Raw genomic sequence first — 17,227 nt, forward strand, 5'->3', positions numbered from 1 at the left:
ATGCCTCGGCGGCCAATAAAAAACCGGCCTCGCGAACACGCAAAAGGCCGGTAACGAACCGCGGCCTTATTTTAGCGAATTCTTTAACGTGGCTGCAAGCCGGCCGGCCAAATCACCACGGAACACTTTTTCCTTATGCCTCTTGAGCGGGGCCGTCAATGCTTGAAGAAGAGCGAAGAATAGAAATTGGCGCGTAGCGATCCTGTTGTTGCAATTTAAAGCTGGGGAAACTGGCTAAAAAAGCGTTAAAAAGCTGGTCTTGATTATTATGAGCGGTCAATGGTCATAGACCGATTTTAAGTAATTCACGGAGTTGAGTGGCATGACGCAGAGGGAAGCAGGCATTCTGGCAGATGCGGATATTGCAGCACTCTTTGAAAGTGGTTTGCTCAAATCTGCGCGTCCTCTGGATGCCGACCAGATTCAGCCTGCAAGCCTCGATCTGCGACTGGGCGCAAAAGCCTATCGTGTACGCGCATCCTTTATGCCGGGTCCGGGCACGCCAGTCATCGACAAGCTGGAGCGCTTGAAACTCCATGAGATTGATCTGACCCAAGGCGCAGTTCTCGAAACCGGATGCGTGTATATTGTCCCACTGCTTGAAAGCTTGTCGCTTTCACCGGAACTGTCGGCATCCGCTAATCCGAAAAGCTCGACCGGTCGCCTTGATATTTTCACCCGCGTTATCGCCGATGGCGCGCAGGAGTTCGACAAGGTGCCTGCTGGCTATAATGGCCCGCTTTATCTTGAAGTCAGCCCGCGTACTTTCCCGATTGTTGCGCGCACCGGCTCGCGGCTGTCGCAAATTCGTTTCCGTCAGGGACGTGCGCAGCTGACTGAAGCAGAACTTGCAACACTGCATCAGAATGAAACGCTGGTGGCGGCAGAACAGCCAAATATTTCTGGCGGCGGTATCGCGCTTTCGGTCGATCTTTCGGGCGATAAAGACAGGCTGATCGGCTATCGTGGCAAGCACCACACGGCGGTTGTGGATGTCGATCAGCGTGCGGCACATGATGTTCTCGACTTTTGGGAGCCGATCTATGATCGCGGCGCGCGTGAACTGGTGCTCGACCCGGACGAGTTCTATATTCTCGTTTCGCGCGAAGCAGTGCATGTGCCGCCGCTTTTTGCGGCTGAAATGACGCCTTTTGACCCGCTGGTCGGCGAATTTCGCGTGCATTATGCAGGCTTCTTTGATCCGGGCTTTGGTCACACCGCTGCTGGTGGAACGGGAAGCCGTGCGGTTCTGGAAGTGCGCAGTCATGAAGTCCCGTTCATTCTCGAACATGGCCAGATTGTCGGCCGTCTTGTTTATGAGCATATGTTGAATCGCCCGAAGGCGCTCTATGGTATCGATCTGGGATCGAACTATCAGGCGCAGCAACTCAAGCTCTCCAAGCATTTCAGGTGATTGCGTTCTTCCTGATCCCGTTCATATAAAGTGGGATGTGGTGGAGGACAGCTCAGGTGAAAAAAGGGAAGGATGAGGTTCGGGAAACAACGGCAGATGCGCCATTGCGCCGTCTATCTGTCGGTATCGTTGCGCTGCCCGGTTTTACGCTGACGGCACTCAGCCTGTTTCTCGATCCGTTTCGCCTCGCAGCCGATGATCGCGATAAAAGCCGCCAGATCCGTTGCGCCTGGAAAATCTGCACCTTATCGGGCGATCCGGTGACATCCAGTTCCGGCATGGTGATCGAGCCGACCGCTCCGCTGGGGGCGCTCGATGAATGCGATTATGTGGCAGTTGTTGGTGGCCTGCTTGCACAATACCGTCCGCGCCAGCAGGCATTGGTTGATCTGATCAAACGCGCAGACAAGCGCGGCAAGACTGTGGTCGGCCTTTGCACGGCTGCCTTTCTGCTGGCCGAAAGTGAGTTGCTTGACGACCGAAATTGTTGTGTGAGCTGGTTCCATCGTGATGATTTTCTTGATCTTTTTGATGGCTATACTGCCGATACGACAAGTCTTTTTCATCGCAGTGGCCGACACTATACCTGCGCGGGTGGCCTGGGCGCGGCCTCACTTTCGCTGTCGATCATCCAGAATGAAATCTCTGAGGAACTGGCCCGTAAAAGCGCGTCTATCCTGATGATCCCTTACGAACTGGTGCGTTCAGAACAGCCGGCATTGAGCTTTAACGGCGTTCGCTCGCCGATGATCCGCAAGGCGATCCGCATTTTCGAGGAAACGCTGGAAGAGCCGATGCCGATGATTGATGTGGCGCGAAAGCTTGGCATTTCGGTGCGCCAGATGGAGCGCGGGTTTCGCATGGCGATCGGCAGGACGGCTTTTGAGGTGCGCGAAGAATTACGGGTCAAGAAGGCGCGGGAGCTTTTGTCCGAAACCGGGCTGTCGTTGCTGGAAGTTGCCGTCGCCAGCGGATTTACCGATACGCGCAGCATGAATCGCTCCTTTGTTCGTCAGAAGCAAAAGACGCCCCGCGATTATCGCAAACAGCGATGATTTTCTAAGCTTACTTGCGAATCCTGCTGGGAGCACCTATTTTCCGCGGCGAAACTGCCACTTTGGCAGGTGACAGAATACTGGAGATTTGCATGTCTGATGGTGTGAACCGATTTCTTGGCGATACGCCCGCGCGCGTGCTGATCAAGCTTGTCCTGATCTCGCTGGTGGTGGGCGTGGTGATGAGCGCATTCCACTGGACGCCTTATGACATTCTTTATGGCATCCGCGATTTTGTTCTGCGTCTTTGGAATATGGGCTTCTCTGCCATCGCAGGCTTTGCCGATTATCTCATCCTTGGTGCAGCTGTTGTTATTCCCGTCTTTATTTTGCTCCGAATCCTGAGTTATCGCAAATAAGCGATAGTCCGGGAAAATGAAAATGCCGCAGAACAATAGTTTCACTCTTTCGCGCCGTGGATTTCTGATTCTTGCCGGCGGTGCGCTGGCTTATGCAGCCCTACCGAAGGGCTTTGCTGAAGCTGCTGCGGGCGACGTTGATCCAACGGCCTTGTTCAATCAGATCCGCAAGGCCAATGGCCTGCCATCCATGACGACCGACAGCAAGCTTGAGAAGGCGGCCCTTTATCAGGCGCGCCGCATGGCAAGCTTTGGCAAGATCGGCCATTCGGTCGGTTGGGGCAATGGTTTTGTCTCGCGGCTCAAGCAGGCCGGCATTCGCGGTCCTGCGGCGGAAAATGTTGCGGCTGGTCAGCCCAATACGCAAGCCGTGTTTGATGCCTGGATGAAATCGCCGGGGCACCGCAAGAATATGCTCGATCCGACATTCGGACATTACGGGCTGGCATGGGCCACGCCTGAAAACAATCCCCGTCGCATTTACTGGGCCATGGTGCTGGGGCTTTAATCCTGCTGACATAAGGTTGTCAGGGCTGCGACAATGCGGTGGCGGAATTCGCTGTCGCTTTGAATGATTCCAGAATAGAGCTTTCCCTATAAGCGCATCCTGAGACGTGGCAAGCGGTTGTCGGATAAGATGCGCTTTAGAAAAAAGATTGGAATTATGGGAAAGCTAGGGATCAGATGCTGCACGATCAGAGCATTGTTTCCAGACCATTTGAAGTAAACCATCGCATGGTGATGATGATCGCCGTGCCGATGACACTTGCCGCCATTACCACGCCCTTGCTTGGGCTGGTGGATATGGGGGTGGTCGGTCAGATGGGGCAGGCTGAGCTGATTGGTGGCCTCGCTATCGGCGCGCTGGTGTTCGACTTTCTGCTGACCATGTTCAGCTTCTTGCGCTCAGGCACCACCGGACTTGTGGCGCAGGCGGTTGGTGCGGAAGACAAGGCCGAAGAACAGGCAATTTTCTGGCGTGCGATCATTATAGCGGTTGCCGCCGGTCTCTTGATGATCCTGAGCCTGCCGCTCGTGCTGACCATTGCGTCTGATTTCATTCATCCCACGCCTGCCACGCAGCAAGCGATGGCGACCTATGTGTCGATCCGCATGTTTTCAGCGCCGGTCGCACTCATTAATTATTCAGTGCTTGGCCTTCTGCTGGGGCGCGGGCAGGGCATTCTGGGCCTTAGCCTTCAGGTGCTGATTAACGGCATCAATATCGTGCTCTGTGTTGTGCTGGGACTGGAACTCGGCTGGGGTGTGGCCGGTGTTGCATGGGCGACCGTCACGGGCGAAACGGTCGCTGCTATCGTCGGTCTTGTACTTGTTGCACGCCACTTCAATCGCTCGACGGGACGTAAACCCGACTGGACGCGCATCTTCGACAAGCAAGGTCTGGTGCGGATGGTTGCGCTTAACCGCGATATTATGATCCGCTCGATTTTGCTGCTCACAGCCTTTGCTTATTTTACGCGGGCAGGTGCAGAACTTGGCACAGTAACACTTGCGGCAAACGCTGTTCTGATGAATTTCTTCCTTATCTGCGGCTTCTTTCTGGATGGCATGGCAGCCGCCGTTGAGCAAATTGTGGGGCGCTCAGTCGGCGCGCGCTACAGCCCGGCTTTTGTGCGCGGTGCAAAGCTCACCTTCGTCTGGGGACTGGTCATGTCCGGCTTGATTGCGTTCTTTTTGCTGGTGTTTGGCGATTCCATCATTGATCTTCTATCGAAAGCAGAAGATGTGCGTGATGAGGCCATCCGATATTTGCCATGGGCTGCTCTGACGGGGCTTACGGGCCTCCTCGCATTCCATATGGATGGGGTTTATATCGGCGCAACATGGTCGCGCGATATGCGCAACATGATGTTCTTCTCGCTGATATTCTTTTTGGTCGTTCTTTATGCAGTAAAGCCCGTGATGGGAAATCACGGGCTTTGGCTGGCAATCAATCTGTTTTTGTCCATTCGCGGCATCACGCTTCTGGCGTTGCTGCCGCGCAGATATAAGGCAGAATTCTTTAAGCCCTAATCAGATAGGCGGCGCGCGGCCCATTCCTTTGTGTCGCGGTCGCGAAGATCAGAAATGCTGGTGACACCTGCGGCCTTTACAGCCTCAGAAAGCCCGCGCACGATTTCCGATGCGAGGCCCGGACCGCGATAAATCATGCCAGTGTAAAGCTGGATGAGATCAGCACCCGCTTTGATTTTTGCAAGCGCCGTTTCAGCGCTATCAATGCCGCCAACGCCGATCAGGGGCATATCTGCACCGACGCGCTCGCGCATACGGGCCAGAATGATCGTCGAACGTTCAAACAGCGGCGCCCCGGAAAGACCACCGCTTTCTTCGCGGTTTTCAGCGCTGTTGAGACCATTGCGCGAGAGCGTGGTGTTGGAAACGATAATCCCGTCAAGCTTCTGCTCAAGGGCAACCGCTGCAATATCATCAAGTTCTTCGTCGGTGAGGTCCGGTGCGATTTTCAGAAACACAGGGCGCTTCAGCGTGCACATCTTGCCTTCTTCGTCGCGTGCGGCAAGCACACGGGAGAGAAGCTCGCGCAGCGCATCGCGCGATTGCAGATTGCGCAGACCCGGCGTGTTGGGCGACGAGATATTGACGGTGAAATAGCGCGCCAGCTGATAGAATTTGCGAATACCGGCGACATAATCGCCGATACGATCCTCAGCATCCTTGTTGGCACCGATATTGACGCCGACAATGCCGCTCTTGCCAGCGCGCTGCGACAGGCGCTTGAATGCTGCATCATGGCCTTCATTGTTGAAGCCAAGACGATTGATGACAGCGCGGTCATCCACCAGGCGGAAAATGCGCGGGCGCGGATTGCCGCTCTGCGGACGTGGCGTGATGGTGCCGACTTCCGTAAAACCAAAGCCGATTTTCAACAGCGCATCCGGCACTTCGGCATTTTTGTCAAAGCCAGCGGCCATGCCAACAGGATTTGGAAACTGCAACCCTGCAATCTTGACCGACAGCGCCGGGTCCTGCGGACGGCTACAGGTAACAATACCCGTTTTTAGTCCTGCGATGGACAGACCATGCGCTTGCTCGGCGTCGAGCGTAAACAAGGCACGTCGCCCAAAAAGTTCAAAAAGCCCGCTCATTTGTCCTCAAGCTCCGGGAAAATATGGAGACCATTTTCATCAAGCAGCAATGGCTCAACCTTCACGACCGCTGAGAGTGGCAGCACCGCATAAAGATGCGGAAACAAGGCGCCGCCGCGTGAGGTTTCGTATTTCAGCGCGTCGCCTAAAGAGGTCGCATCCACGCTTACCAGCAGCAGATCCGCTTGCCCGGCAAAATGTTTGGCGGCTGTTTCGCGCACCTGTTCATGGGTGGAGAAATGGATATAGCCATCGGCAACATCAACCGGTGCTCCGGTAAAAGTACCAGCCTGTTCTGCCTGCGCCCAGAGATCGCGCGGGGCGATCTTGTAGATGGTCGTTTTGGTCATGGCTGCTCTCTATCCCGAATTTATTTTAAAATCAAAGCATGACTTGTTCGTTTTCTTGCATAGCTCCCATATGATGGGGGGCAGGATCGGAATAAGCCGATAGGAGATTTGACTATGTCTGGCCAAAACATGCCTTTGCTTCGCACACTCGTCGCTGTTTCATTTCTTGGCACGGGCTTTATAGCCAGCAGTGCTTATGCGCAGGATAATGGGCGCTATCGTATTGAAGGCACGGAAACCGGCTATGTGCGGCTGGATACGCGCACAGGTGCGCTTTCGGTCTGCAATGAGCAGCAGGGGCAGCTCATCTGCAAGATGGCAACCGAAGATCGCGAAGCATACGAGAACGACATTTCGGATTTGCAGGACCGCGTGAAAAAGCTTGAGGACAAGCTTTCAGCGATTGAATCAGGCGCTGCATCCGCCACGCCTTCCAAGCTTCCCTCCGAGGCAGAGTTTGAACAGTCGCTTGGCTATATGGAACGCTTCATGCGCCGCTTCATGGATGTCGCCAAGAGCTTTGACAGTGAGCCTGAGAAGCCAGCAGCTGGCACGCAGCAATAAGCGTATGCTGCGAACGTAGCTCTTGCGCGCCATCGCTGAAAATGCTTGCCTTCCCACATCTGTTTGCTCAATAGGGGCTTAACAGGTGGGGAGGGAAGTTCGGCAATATGCAGGGCTGGGGAGTTTTAGGCGTTGCTTTTCTGTATTTGCTGATGTTGTTTGCCGTGGCAAGCATCGGCGACCGGCAGGCTGCACGCTGGAGCAGCGCTCCGCGCCCTTATATTTATGCATTGAGCCTCGCGGTCTATTGCACGTCGTGGACGTTTTTTGGCTCGGTCGGCCTCTCGGCTCAGCGCGGCCTGGAATTCCTGGGCATCTATATCGGGCCTATTCTGGTTTTCACGCTCGGCAATCGCCTCCTGCGCCATATCGTGCGATTGGCAAAATCAGAACATATCACCTCAATCGCCGATTTTCTGGCTGCCCGGTATGGCAAAAGCTTTGGTGTTGCGTCGCTTGCCACTTGTATCGCAGCAGTAGGATCCATCCCCTATATCGCGCTGCAACTCAAAGCCGTTTCGGGCAGTGTCGGACTGGTGATGGAGCATTATGGCGCTGCGTTTGATCCGTCATCTTTTGTGTTTGGCGATATTTCGTTGCCCGTAGCTGCGGTGTTGGCGGTTTTTGCGATCCTGTTTGGCACGCGCCACACGGATGCAACCGAACATCAGGACGGGCTTATTCTGGCAGTGGCGCTTGAGTCGGTTATTAAACTCTGCGCGTTTCTTATGGTCGGCTTGGCCTGTACTTTTTTCTTGTTTGGCTCCCCCGGCGAATTGATCGACAGAATTTCACACTCGCCAGCCGCACTTGACGCTTTTCACTATGAGACATCCATTGGCACATGGATCGTGCATACAATGTTGAGTGCCGCAGCGATTATCATGCTGCCGCGCCAGTTTCATGTGACGGTTGTCGAAAGCCGCAGCGAGAAAGAATTGCGCACGGCGTTCTGGCTGTTTCCGCTTTACCTGATCCTGATCAACATCTTCGTTTTTCCGATTGCGCTGATCGGTGTGATGACGCTGGGCAATACAGTCAGCGGCGATCTTTATGTGCTGGCATTGCCGCTATCAATTGGTGCGCACTGGCTGGCCTTGATCGCGTTTCTCGGTGGGCTTTCGGCTGCAACGGCGATGGTGATCGTTGCCTGCGTGGCGCTGTCGATCATGATCTCAAACCACCTGGTTCTGCCGCTGATCATCCGCAGACTGGCTGTTCGTCATCCCAATGGCCAGCACGATCTCACACAGATCATTCTCAACACGCGGCGGCTGACGATTATCGCCATTCTGGCGCTTGCCTTTGCCTATTATCGCATGGCGTCGAACAATATTCACCTTGCATCCATTGGCCTTATATCCTTTGCTGCCATTGCACAGTTTGTACCCTCCTTTATCGGCGGGTTATTCTGGCGTAACGCCAATGGGCGCGGTGCGATGCTGGGCCTTTTGGCAGGCTTTCTGATCTGGGCCTATACGCTGCTGCTGCCAACGGTTGCGCCGGAGGATGCAGCAATCCTGACCAATGGCCTGCTGGGTTTTACGGCCTTGCGCCCCGAAGCACTGTTTGGCACCGATGCGCTGCCATTGACGCATGGCGTTATGTGGAGCCTCGCTGCCAACACGCTGTTTTATATTCTGGGTTCGCTTTCGCGTGCCTCGACACCGCTTGAGCGTATTCAGGCCAGTATCTTTCTGCCGCGCTATTCCATTACGGTGCCAACACTCAAACGATTCCGCACCACCGTCACAGTTGCCGAACTCAAGGCAACCATGGCCCGCTATCTCGGTGCAGAACGCGTTGAACGTGCATTTATCCGCTTTGAAGGGCGCGAGCAGCGCAGGCTCGATCCCGGTATGACGGTCGATACGCCATTGATCCGCTATGCAGAACAATTGCTGGGTACGGCGGTTGGCTCTTCATCGGCCCGTCTGGTTCTTTCGTTGCTTCTCAAGCGCAATGATGCATCGGCACGGGATGCGCGGCAATTGCTGGATGATGCTTCCATTGCCCTCCAACAAAACCGCGATCTCTTGCAGATTGCACTCGATCAGATGGATCAGGGAATCACCGTTCTCGACAAGGATTTGCGGCTCACATGCTGGAATCGCCAGTTCCGCAGCTTGTTCGATCTGCCGGATGAGGTGATGCAGGTTGGCATTCCGGTGTCCGAGATTGTGGAGCATCTTGCACGCAGTGGCGATCTTGCTCCCCATGCGCAGCATGCAGCCATTCGTTCGCTGGCGACATTGCGCAAACCATGGCGACTGACGTTGAAATCGACGGGCAAGGTACTTGAGATCAATTCCAACCCGATGCCGGATGGCGGACTGGTTGCGACCTACACCGATATTACCGCCGAAGTGGAGGCGGATTTGATGCGGCAGAGGGCGGCGGAACTTCTGGAGCAACGCGTGGCTGATCGCACGGCAGAACTCACCCATGTCAACCAGAAACTGGCCAAAGCGCAGAGCGCTGCCGAAGAAGCAAACCTCGGCAAGACCCGCTTTCTGGCTGCCGCCGGCCACGATATTCTGCAACCGCTCAATGCTGCCCGGCTTTACAGCACTGCACTGGCCGAGAAGCTTGGTCGCGCAGAGACAAGCCAGCTTGCACGCAATATCGATTCTTCACTTGAATCGGTCGAAGCCATTCTCGGAATGGTTTTGGACATATCCCGGCTTGATACAGGTGCGCTGAAACCCGAGGCGACAGTTTTTCGGCTCGACCGCCTTCTAAGTCAGATTGCAACGGACTTCACGCCGATGGCACGCAAAAAGGGGCTGAAGTTGCGTGTGGTGCCATCAAGTATTGTGGTCAAAACCGATCGCAACATGTTGCGTCGGCTTATTCAGAACCTTGTTTCCAACGCGATTAAGTATAGTCGCAAAGGCAGCATCCTCTTTGGAGTTCGTCGCCGTGGCAAGTTTGTTGATTTGCAGGTGCTCGACACCGGCATTGGCATTCCGCAACAGAAGCTGAAGCTCGTTTTCCGTGAATTTACACGTCTTGATGAAGGAATGCGCGAGGCGGAGGGGCTGGGGCTTGGCCTGTCGATCGTTGATCGTATTGCGCGAATGCTTGAACTGCCACTGACCATTTCGTCCGAACCGGGCAGGGGCAGTGTGTTCACCCTGCGCCTTCCGGTCAGCGATGAGATCGTGCCGGTTGAGGAAGTTGCCAGCCGCAAGGGCGTTAAGCGCGCATCCAGCCTGACCGGGCTCGATGTGGTCTGTGTCGACAATGACGCCAATATTCTTGCGGGTATGGAAACGCTCCTCCAAGGCTGGGGCTGCAATGTGACGACGCTTCGCAACGGTGCGGGTTTGAAAGTCTTCTGCGTTGAACGTGAGGTGGCGCCCGATATTATCGTGGCTGATTATCACCTTGATCATGAAAACGGGCTGGATATGATCGGCTTTGCGCGGGAACGCTTCGGCAGCGACATCCCGGCGATCCTGCTGACGGCGGATCGCTCCAAAGAAGTGCGCAAGCGGGCCGATGATGAAAATGTCATTGTGCTGCACAAGCCTCTGCGTCCGGCGGCATTGCGCTCGCTGCTTTCAAGCGCACTGCATCAGCGTCAGTCAGCCGCAGAATGAATGATCAGGGCGTGTCAGAGGTGAGCGTATCACTGCCAATCCGCGACAGAACAATGACGGCTTGCGTGCGGCTGTCAACGCCAAGCTTCTGTAAAACGGCGGAAACATGCGCCTTGACAGTCGCTTCCGAGACATTGAGCTCATAGGCGATCTGCTTGTTGAGCAGGCCTTCGCCAAGCATTGTCAGAACGCGGGTCTGTTGCGGTGTGAGCGTCCTGATCTTGGCAATCAGGGCTTCGATTTCCGGGTCATGTGCCTGATCAAGATCAATATTCTCCGGCATCCAGACATCGCCTGCCAAAACGGCATGGACGGCTTCGCCAATGGTTTCCATGCTGGCAGACTTGGAAATAAAACCGGATGCGCCCAAGTCAAGCGCATGTCGAATCGTTGCAACATCGTCAGTTGCTGACACGATGATGATCGGCAGTGCAGGTTCAAGCGCTTTCAGGGCAACAAGGCCGGAAAGCCCCGTTCCGCCCGGCATGGTCAGGTCGAGCAGCAGAAGATCAATATCATCTCCGTCTGCGACCAGTTTTTTCGCAGCATCGAAATCGCCGACTTCAATGATTTCGGCCTCTTCCGGCAAGCTGGACAGCACTTGTCTGAGCGCGCCTCTGAAAAGCGGATGGTCGTCAGCAATGATAAACTGCATAAGCCTCGCACGCCATTTTGAAAGTCCTCCCCGAGCGATGCATTTTACATGCAACTGTTTCGTTTTATGCCGTTTTTCAATCCGGGCAACCAAAAATAGCGTTATCTGGCTGGTTTCTTATGTCGCATTGCCGCGTTGTGGCCGTATTATTTGCTAGTTTTAAGTTCGATCGAAAGCACCATGCTGTAGCGGGAATGAAAAGGCATCTTATGACGCGCAATACGCTTTATCCTGAAATTCAGCCCTTTAAAGAAGAGATGCTGCAGGTTTCACCCTTGCATCGCATCCATGTTGAACAATGCGGTAATCCTGATGGCAAGCCGGTTATCATGATCCATGGTGGCCCCGGCGGCGGTATAACGCCTGCCATGCGTCGTCTGCATGATCCCGAGAAATATCGTATCATTCTTTTCGATCAGCGCGGCTGCGGACGTTCCACGCCACATGCTGAATTGCGCGAGAATACAACCTGGGATCTTGTGGCCGACATGGAGCATATCCGCGCTCATCTTGGTATCGATAAGTGGCAGGTTTTCGGCGGCTCCTGGGGCTCGACATTGGGTCTGGCTTATTCCGAAACGCATCCTGAGCGGGTCTCGGAAATCATTCTGCGCGGCATTTTCATGGTTCGTCGGTTCGAAGTGGACTGGATGTATTCCAACGGCGCGAGCATCATTTTCCCGGACCACTTTGAGGCCTATCAGGAGCATATCCCCGAAGACGAACGCGGCGACATGATCGCAGCTTATTACAAGCGTCTGACTGATCGCGATCCGCAGGTGCAGCTTGCCGCAGCCCGTTTATGGGCGCGCTGGGAGGGTTCGGTGCTGTCAATCCAGCCTGATCCGGCGCGTGTGGAAGCATTTGGTGACGATCTTTATGCTGTCGCTTTTGCCCGTATCGAATGTCATTATTTCCAGAATCGGGGATTTTTGGAAAGCGATGACCAGCTTTTGCGCAATGTGGAGCGTATCCGCCAGATTCCGGGCGTCATTGTGCATGGCCGTTATGATATCTGCACGCCGTTTATCAATGCGTGGCAGCTTAAGAAAATGTGGCCGGAGGCCGATCTCAGAATCGTTGAAGATAGCGGTCATGCCGTGACAGAACCGGGGATCACGCATGAACTGATCGAAGCAACCAAACGCTTTGCAGATTAACTTTAAAAAAGGCGCATTTTCTGCGCCTCTTTTTTTAGAGATCGTTAAAAATCCCCTTTCAAATAGCGCTTTTTGAAAGTTTATCTTTTCTTTGAATATTTTCGCCTACAATCTAACGAGAGAACAATTGCGACCATATTCGGTTTCAAGTGTTTATCGTAAGGATTTTGTGGCGAAGCTTATCCGTTAGCAAGGACGGCCCGGTATAAGTTCGTGTTCGAGAGGGATACAGCAATGTTAAAGGAATTCAGAGAGTTCGCTCTCAAGGGCAACATGGTCGATCTGGCCATCGGTGTGATCATCGGTGGAGCGTTCGGTGGTTTGGTCAATTCCATCGTCAATGACATCATCATGCCGATCATTGGTTTGATCACAGGTGGTATCGACTTCTCCAATATGTTCATTCAGCTCGCCGGTGCACCTCAGTCCACGCTGGCGTCGGCTCGTGAAGCGGGTGCGACGATTGCCTATGGTAACTTCGTCACCCTGCTCATCAACTTCCTGATCATTGCATGGGTTCTGTTCCTCGTCGTTAAAGGCATGAACAGGCTCAAGAAGAAGGAAGAAGCAAAGCCGGAAGCCGCAGCAGAGCTTCCACGCGAAGAGGTTCTGCTCGCCGAAATCCGTGATCTTCTCGCAAAGCAGAGCAAAGCCTGAGTGCTTGACAAACGCTGACATAAAACGGGGCCTTATGGCTCCGTTTTTGTTTGATCCATCAATAGAGCTTATCGGATCATCACAAAATGCCACGTGATTTCATGCGTGTGCCTTGCTAAGCAGTGCAAAGACAATCCAAGTTTATGTGAGAAAACATGACGCTTATTGCCAATCTTCGACGCGAAGCAGCCCTTTCCCCGGAAAGCGGCATCATTACCGTAGCCAATCACGGTCGTGGCAAGGAAGGCATTATCCCGCTTTGGGTCGGAGAGGGTGATCTGCCGACCCCTGAGTTCATCCGCGCGGCGGCCCAAAAGGGCATTGCCGATGGTGAAACTTTCTACACATGGCAGGCCGGTATTCCCGATCTGCGTGAAGCCCTAGCCCGTTATCATGCGCGCCATTTTCCGCAACCGTTCAAACCGGAAAATTTCTATGTCACCGGCTCTGGTATGCACGCCATTGAGATGGCGCTCAAGGCAACAACAGGCGCGGGCGAAGAGGCAATTTATCTTTCACCGGCTTGGCCAAATTTCGTCGGCGCGGCAGGTCTTGCAGGGGCAGTGCCCGTGCCTGTCGAACTTGAGTTTGGAGCCAACGGTTGGGTTCTCGATCCTGAAAGGATTGTAAGTGCGATCACACCGCGCACCCGCGCGCTGTTTATCAATACGCCCTCCAATCCCACGGGTTGGACCGGCGATCTTGATACGTTGCGTTTCATTCTCAATCTGGCGCGTGAAAAAGGCATCTGGATTATTGCCGACGAGATTTACACCCATTTCTATTATGGCGGTGGCCGTGCCCCTTCCTTCATGGACATTATGGAGCCGGATGACCGGATCATCTTCGTCAATTCTTTTTCAAAGAACTGGGCGATGACCGGTTGGCGGGTGGGCTGGATGAATGTGCATCCCTCCATCGGTCCGGCGATTGAAAACATGATCCAGTATTCCAATTCCGGTGTGGCGCAATTCATGCAGCGGGGTGCTGTTGCAGCCCTGGATCAGGGCGATGACTTTATTGCCATGCAGGTGGAACGCACGCGTTCAACACGGGACCGTCTTTGCGCAACGTTGCAGGAAACGGGAAGAGTTCGCCTGACACCGCCGCAAGGCGCGTTCTATCTGTTTTTCGGCGTCGAAGGTGTGACGGATTCGGTCAACGCCGCATTTGATATGGTCGATAACGCCAATGTCGGTCTCGCACCGGGCAGCGCATTCGGGGTGGGCGGCGAGGGTTTCTTCCGTCTCTGTTTCGGCCGAGATCCACAGCAGGTCGATGAAGCGGCGGCAAGACTGGTTCGCTGGATCAATAATCTTTAAAAAGAAAGGCCGGTGAAAACCGGCCTTTCTTCAATGCGTTGATGCTGAATTGATCAGCCGCCGGCTTTAGAAACCATCAGCGGAATGATGCGGTCAGAATTTGCAGCTTTCGGCGCGTCCGGTTCAGCAAATGGAATGCCCAGCGTGTTCCAGACTTCCAGCAGCGCATCCTTGAGGCCATCAATCAGCGCATCGTCATGCAACGGTGATGGTGTGATGCGCAGGCGCTCGGTGCCGCGTGGAACGGTTGGATAGTTGATGGGCTGAATATAGATGCCATGCACGTCGAGAAGACGGTCGCTGGCTTTCTTGCAAAGCTCTGGATCACCGACCAGAATTGGAACGATGTGTGTTTCCGATGGCATGACGGGTAGGCCGACTGCCGACAAAACATCCTTGGCGCGTTGCGACTGGCGCTGCTGTCCATCGCGCTCGACTTGCGAAGCTTTCAGGTGACGGATCGCAGCGGTCGCGGAAGCAGCGACTGCTGGCGGCAGCGACGTGGTAAAGATGAAGCCCGGCGCATAAGAACGCACGGCATCAATGATTGCACGTGAGCCGGTGATATAGCCACCCAGTGCACCGAATGCCTTGGCAAGCGTGCCTTCGATAATATCCATGCGATGTGCAAGACCGTCGCGTTCGGTAATACCACCGCCGCGCGCACCATACATGCCAACCGCATGAACCTCATCAATATAGGTCATGGCGTTATATTTCTCGGCCAGATCGGCAATCTTTTCAATTGGCGCAATGTCGCCATCCATCGAATAGACGGACTCAAATACGATCAGCTTGGCGCGGGAACGGTCCGCAGCCTTCAAAAGCTGTTCCAGATGCTCAACGTCATTGTGACGGAAAATCTTTTTCTCTGCACCGGAACGACGCACACCCTCGATCATCGAAGCGTGGTTTAATTCGTCAGAAAGGATCAGGCAGTTTGGCAGCAAGCGACCGATGGTCGAGATCGACGCTTCGTTGGAGACGAAACCGGATGTGAAGACAAGGCCTGCCTCCTTGCCATGCAGATCGGCAAGTTCGGCTTCAAGCTCAACAAGCGGGTGGTTATTGCCCGAAATATTGCGGGTGCCGCCTGCGCCGGAACCGGCGCTGTTGGCCGTATCGCACATTGCCTGAATGACATCGGGATGGTGCCCCATGCCCAGATAGTCGTTCGAGCACCACACAGTGATCTCACGTGCTGAGCCATTGTTACGCCAGGTAGCGCGGGGGAAACGTCCAACAATGCGTTCAAGATTGGCAAAAACGCGGTAACGTTTCTCGGCGTGCAGCTGGTCGATCGCTTCTTCAAAAAACCGGCGATAGTCCATTATACGCTCCTTAGTTATGCTCTAGTACCGCTTTTGCATCTCTGCGTCCATGGCAGATTGACGGGCAATTTGCCACGTTTTCGTGAGGCTGCATTGATCAAAATCAAATAAATAGCCAAGTTTTTTAGCGTGTTATTAAACGGTAGATGAATTTCGGCGCCAGATCTCTGCGGCGAACATAGACCCGTGGCATCCCGAACGGATCATCACTTGCTCTTGCGCGGGCATGGACTGTTGTGGTGGCGGTTTCGTACCCGGCTTCACGGCACATTTCACGATGAACGGGAAGATTGCCGCCATAAGGATAGGCAAAATTTGTCACTTCCGATCCAAGCATATCCTCAAGCACGGTTTTGCACTGAGCGATCTGACGGCGGGCTTCGTCGTCCGGTGTTTTCTCCAGGTTGACGTGGTCAAGCGTATGCGCGCCGACCTCGTGGCCGAGTGCCGCCCATTCACGCATTTGCCCTACCGACATGCAGGGTGATTGCGGTACCCCCACAGCATTGTCCCAGACATTGCTGCCGCCGATCTGATTGGCGACAAAATAATTGGTGGCAGTAAAACCAAATTCAGCAAGCACCGGCAGCGCATTTTCGTAATTGTTGAGAAAGCCATCATCAAACGTAATGACCGCAACTTTGCCGGTCTTCTCGCCCTTGATGTAGGGCATGGCATCGCGCAGCGAAAGACCCTGATAGCCAAGCCTCTTTAACCACGCCATCTGGCTGCGGAATTTGTCAGGATGCACCCAAAGCCCGCGAAACGGAATTTTCTTGTGCGGTAAAGCGGCGATCTGATGATAAAGAAGAATCGGAACGGCCATATGTCTCACTTCGATCTCGCAGAGAATTGGCGCACGCGCATCCGGTAGAGGGGGCGCAGGATTTCACGTGCAAGCTTGTCCTTGAAGGATTTTTTGTGCTGAATTGTCGTGCCGCCAAGCTCGGCAGAGATTTCTTTCACCCCGCCCGGAATGACGGCAAGTGGCTGTAATCCAGTCACCCAGCGCATCTGCACGGTGGTATCGACAGGTCGGTCAAACTGTTGAGTTGCGGCAAGCAGTTTTTTCGCGGCATCAAAGCTGACAAGTTGCGCCACCATGCCAAGCCCAATCGGGTTGGGGATGATGATGCGTAATTGATCATTGCGGAAAACTTCGCGGCCCTGTTCCCGGTCGCGGAACGTGAAGCGTACAAAGCTTCCCGGCTCGAAATGATTGGTGACAGCGTGAAACGCGGCATGGAAAACGTCTGTCAGTTCGATGTCATCTTCAATGATAAAGCCAGCATCCAGTTTCTGATCGACAATAGCCTGCCATGCTTTGCGGTGGGATAGAAAGCAGGCAATCTCATTTTTGCTCAATTCAAAAGGATAGCGGGGCGCGTGAAGTTTGCGCCGATAAACGCGCTTTATCTCCGCATCTGACAGGGTACGGCTATCAACAGCATCAATGATCTCGGCTTTCACATGCAGTTGCTGGATGAGCTTTTCGACTTGCGGTCTGCGATCCGTCGCGCGCGCCAAGTGAATGATGAGGGCCTTGATGTTCATGGTAAACCTGAGCGTATAGCGCGTAAAGTCAGCCGAATTGGCATTCTATATCTGCTATGTGCTCAATTTGCGCAAG

16 protein-coding genes and 1 riboswitch are annotated in these 17,227 nt (G+C 54.2%); of the genes, 10 read left to right on the forward strand and 6 right to left on the reverse strand.

Annotation, left to right across the window (positions count from 1 at the left end; translation table 11 throughout):
- Positions 1-48: 48 nt before the first annotated feature.
- Positions 49-129, reverse strand: a riboswitch (SAM riboswitch).
- A 193-nt stretch (positions 130-322) separates the two neighbouring features.
- From ABE530_RS01955 to ABE530_RS01975, 5 genes are all read left to right on the forward strand, one after another.
- Positions 323-1,414 (forward strand): 2'-deoxycytidine 5'-triphosphate deaminase, encoded by a 1,092-nt coding sequence (locus ABE530_RS01955; protein WP_499693420.1) that lies wholly within the window; start codon positions 323-325, stop codon positions 1,412-1,414.
- Positions 1,415-1,449: 35 nt separating this feature from the next.
- Positions 1,450-2,469, forward strand: coding sequence for a GlxA family transcriptional regulator (locus tag ABE530_RS01960; protein ID WP_499693421.1), 1,020 nt, complete (start codon positions 1,450-1,452; stop codon positions 2,467-2,469).
- A gap of 92 nt (positions 2,470-2,561) precedes the next feature.
- Positions 2,562-2,828, forward strand: coding sequence for a DUF6460 domain-containing protein (locus ABE530_RS01965; protein ID WP_187546315.1), 267 nt, complete (start codon positions 2,562-2,564; stop codon positions 2,826-2,828).
- A gap of 22 nt (positions 2,829-2,850) precedes the next feature.
- Complete coding sequence (locus ABE530_RS01970; protein ID WP_265982953.1) at positions 2,851-3,336, forward strand: CAP domain-containing protein; 486 nt, start codon at positions 2,851-2,853, stop codon at positions 3,334-3,336.
- Positions 3,337-3,512: 176 nt separating this feature from the next.
- Positions 3,513-4,862, forward strand: coding sequence for an MATE family efflux transporter (locus tag ABE530_RS01975; protein ID WP_499693422.1), 1,350 nt, complete (start codon positions 3,513-3,515; stop codon positions 4,860-4,862).
- Here ABE530_RS01975 and ABE530_RS01980 read toward each other — a convergent pair.
- Positions 4,859-5,953, reverse strand: a complete 1,095-nt coding sequence (locus ABE530_RS01980) for a quinone-dependent dihydroorotate dehydrogenase (RefSeq protein ID WP_499693423.1) — start codon at positions 5,951-5,953, stop codon at positions 4,859-4,861. The two genes, ABE530_RS01975 and ABE530_RS01980, sit on opposite strands and share 4 nt — an antisense overlap.
- A complete protein-coding gene (locus ABE530_RS01985; protein ID WP_499693424.1) occupies positions 5,950-6,303 on the reverse strand; it encodes a DUF952 domain-containing protein in 354 nt (117 codons plus the stop codon). Before ABE530_RS01985 ends, ABE530_RS01980 begins: the two co-directional genes overlap by 4 nt.
- 114 nt (positions 6,304-6,417) lie before the next feature.
- Here ABE530_RS01985 and ABE530_RS01990 point away from each other — a divergent pair, with 114 nt between their 5' ends.
- Together ABE530_RS01990 and ABE530_RS01995 are read left to right on the forward strand one after the other, a co-directional pair.
- Positions 6,418-6,867, forward strand: a complete 450-nt coding sequence (locus ABE530_RS01990; protein WP_499693425.1) for a hypothetical protein — start codon at positions 6,418-6,420, stop codon at positions 6,865-6,867.
- Positions 6,868-6,974: 107 nt separating this feature from the next.
- Entirely contained in the window at positions 6,975-10,472 is a 3,498-nt protein-coding gene (locus ABE530_RS01995; protein ID WP_499693426.1) for a PAS domain-containing hybrid sensor histidine kinase/response regulator, read from the forward strand.
- A 4-nt stretch (positions 10,473-10,476) separates the two neighbouring features.
- Here ABE530_RS01995 and ABE530_RS02000 read toward each other — a convergent pair whose 3' ends face one another.
- Positions 10,477-11,127: a response regulator transcription factor gene (locus ABE530_RS02000; protein WP_265982961.1), complete on the reverse strand. Its 651-nt coding sequence runs from the start codon at positions 11,125-11,127 to the stop codon at positions 10,477-10,479.
- A 209-nt stretch (positions 11,128-11,336) separates the two neighbouring features.
- Between ABE530_RS02000 and pip the strand changes: the two genes are divergently transcribed.
- The 3 genes from pip to ABE530_RS02015 all read left to right on the forward strand — a co-directional run bounded on the left by pip (position 11,337) and on the right by ABE530_RS02015 (position 14,266).
- The gene (gene pip / locus ABE530_RS02005; RefSeq protein WP_265982962.1) at positions 11,337-12,287 is read left to right on the forward strand and encodes a prolyl aminopeptidase; all 951 of its coding nucleotides are present in this window, start codon (positions 11,337-11,339) and stop codon (positions 12,285-12,287) included.
- 234 nt (positions 12,288-12,521) lie between these two features.
- Positions 12,522-12,944 (forward strand): large conductance mechanosensitive channel protein MscL, encoded by a 423-nt coding sequence (mscL, locus tag ABE530_RS02010; RefSeq protein WP_265982963.1) that lies wholly within the window; start codon positions 12,522-12,524, stop codon positions 12,942-12,944.
- A 155-nt stretch (positions 12,945-13,099) separates the two neighbouring features.
- On the forward strand, positions 13,100-14,266 hold the full coding sequence (locus tag ABE530_RS02015) for a pyridoxal phosphate-dependent aminotransferase (RefSeq protein ID WP_265982964.1): 1,167 nt from the start codon (positions 13,100-13,102) through the stop codon (positions 14,264-14,266).
- Between the two features lie 53 nt (positions 14,267-14,319).
- Here ABE530_RS02015 and hemA read toward each other — a convergent pair whose 3' ends face one another.
- From hemA to ABE530_RS02030, 3 genes are all read right to left on the reverse strand, one after another.
- Positions 14,320-15,597, reverse strand: a complete 1,278-nt coding sequence (gene hemA, locus ABE530_RS02020; RefSeq protein ID WP_499693427.1) for a 5-aminolevulinate synthase — start codon at positions 15,595-15,597, stop codon at positions 14,320-14,322.
- Positions 15,598-15,721: 124 nt separating this feature from the next.
- Positions 15,722-16,423 (reverse strand): polysaccharide deacetylase family protein, encoded by a 702-nt coding sequence (locus ABE530_RS02025; RefSeq protein ID WP_499693428.1) that lies wholly within the window; start codon positions 16,421-16,423, stop codon positions 15,722-15,724.
- A 5-nt stretch (positions 16,424-16,428) separates the two neighbouring features.
- Positions 16,429-17,151, reverse strand: coding sequence for a glycosyltransferase family 25 protein (locus ABE530_RS02030; protein ID WP_265982969.1), 723 nt, complete (start codon positions 17,149-17,151; stop codon positions 16,429-16,431).
- Positions 17,152-17,227: the final 76 nt, after the last annotated feature.

The sequence above is a fragment of the Brucella sp. TWI559 genome (assembly GCF_039674265.1).
Classification (GTDB): domain Bacteria; phylum Pseudomonadota; class Alphaproteobacteria; order Rhizobiales; family Rhizobiaceae; genus Brucella; species Brucella chromiisoli.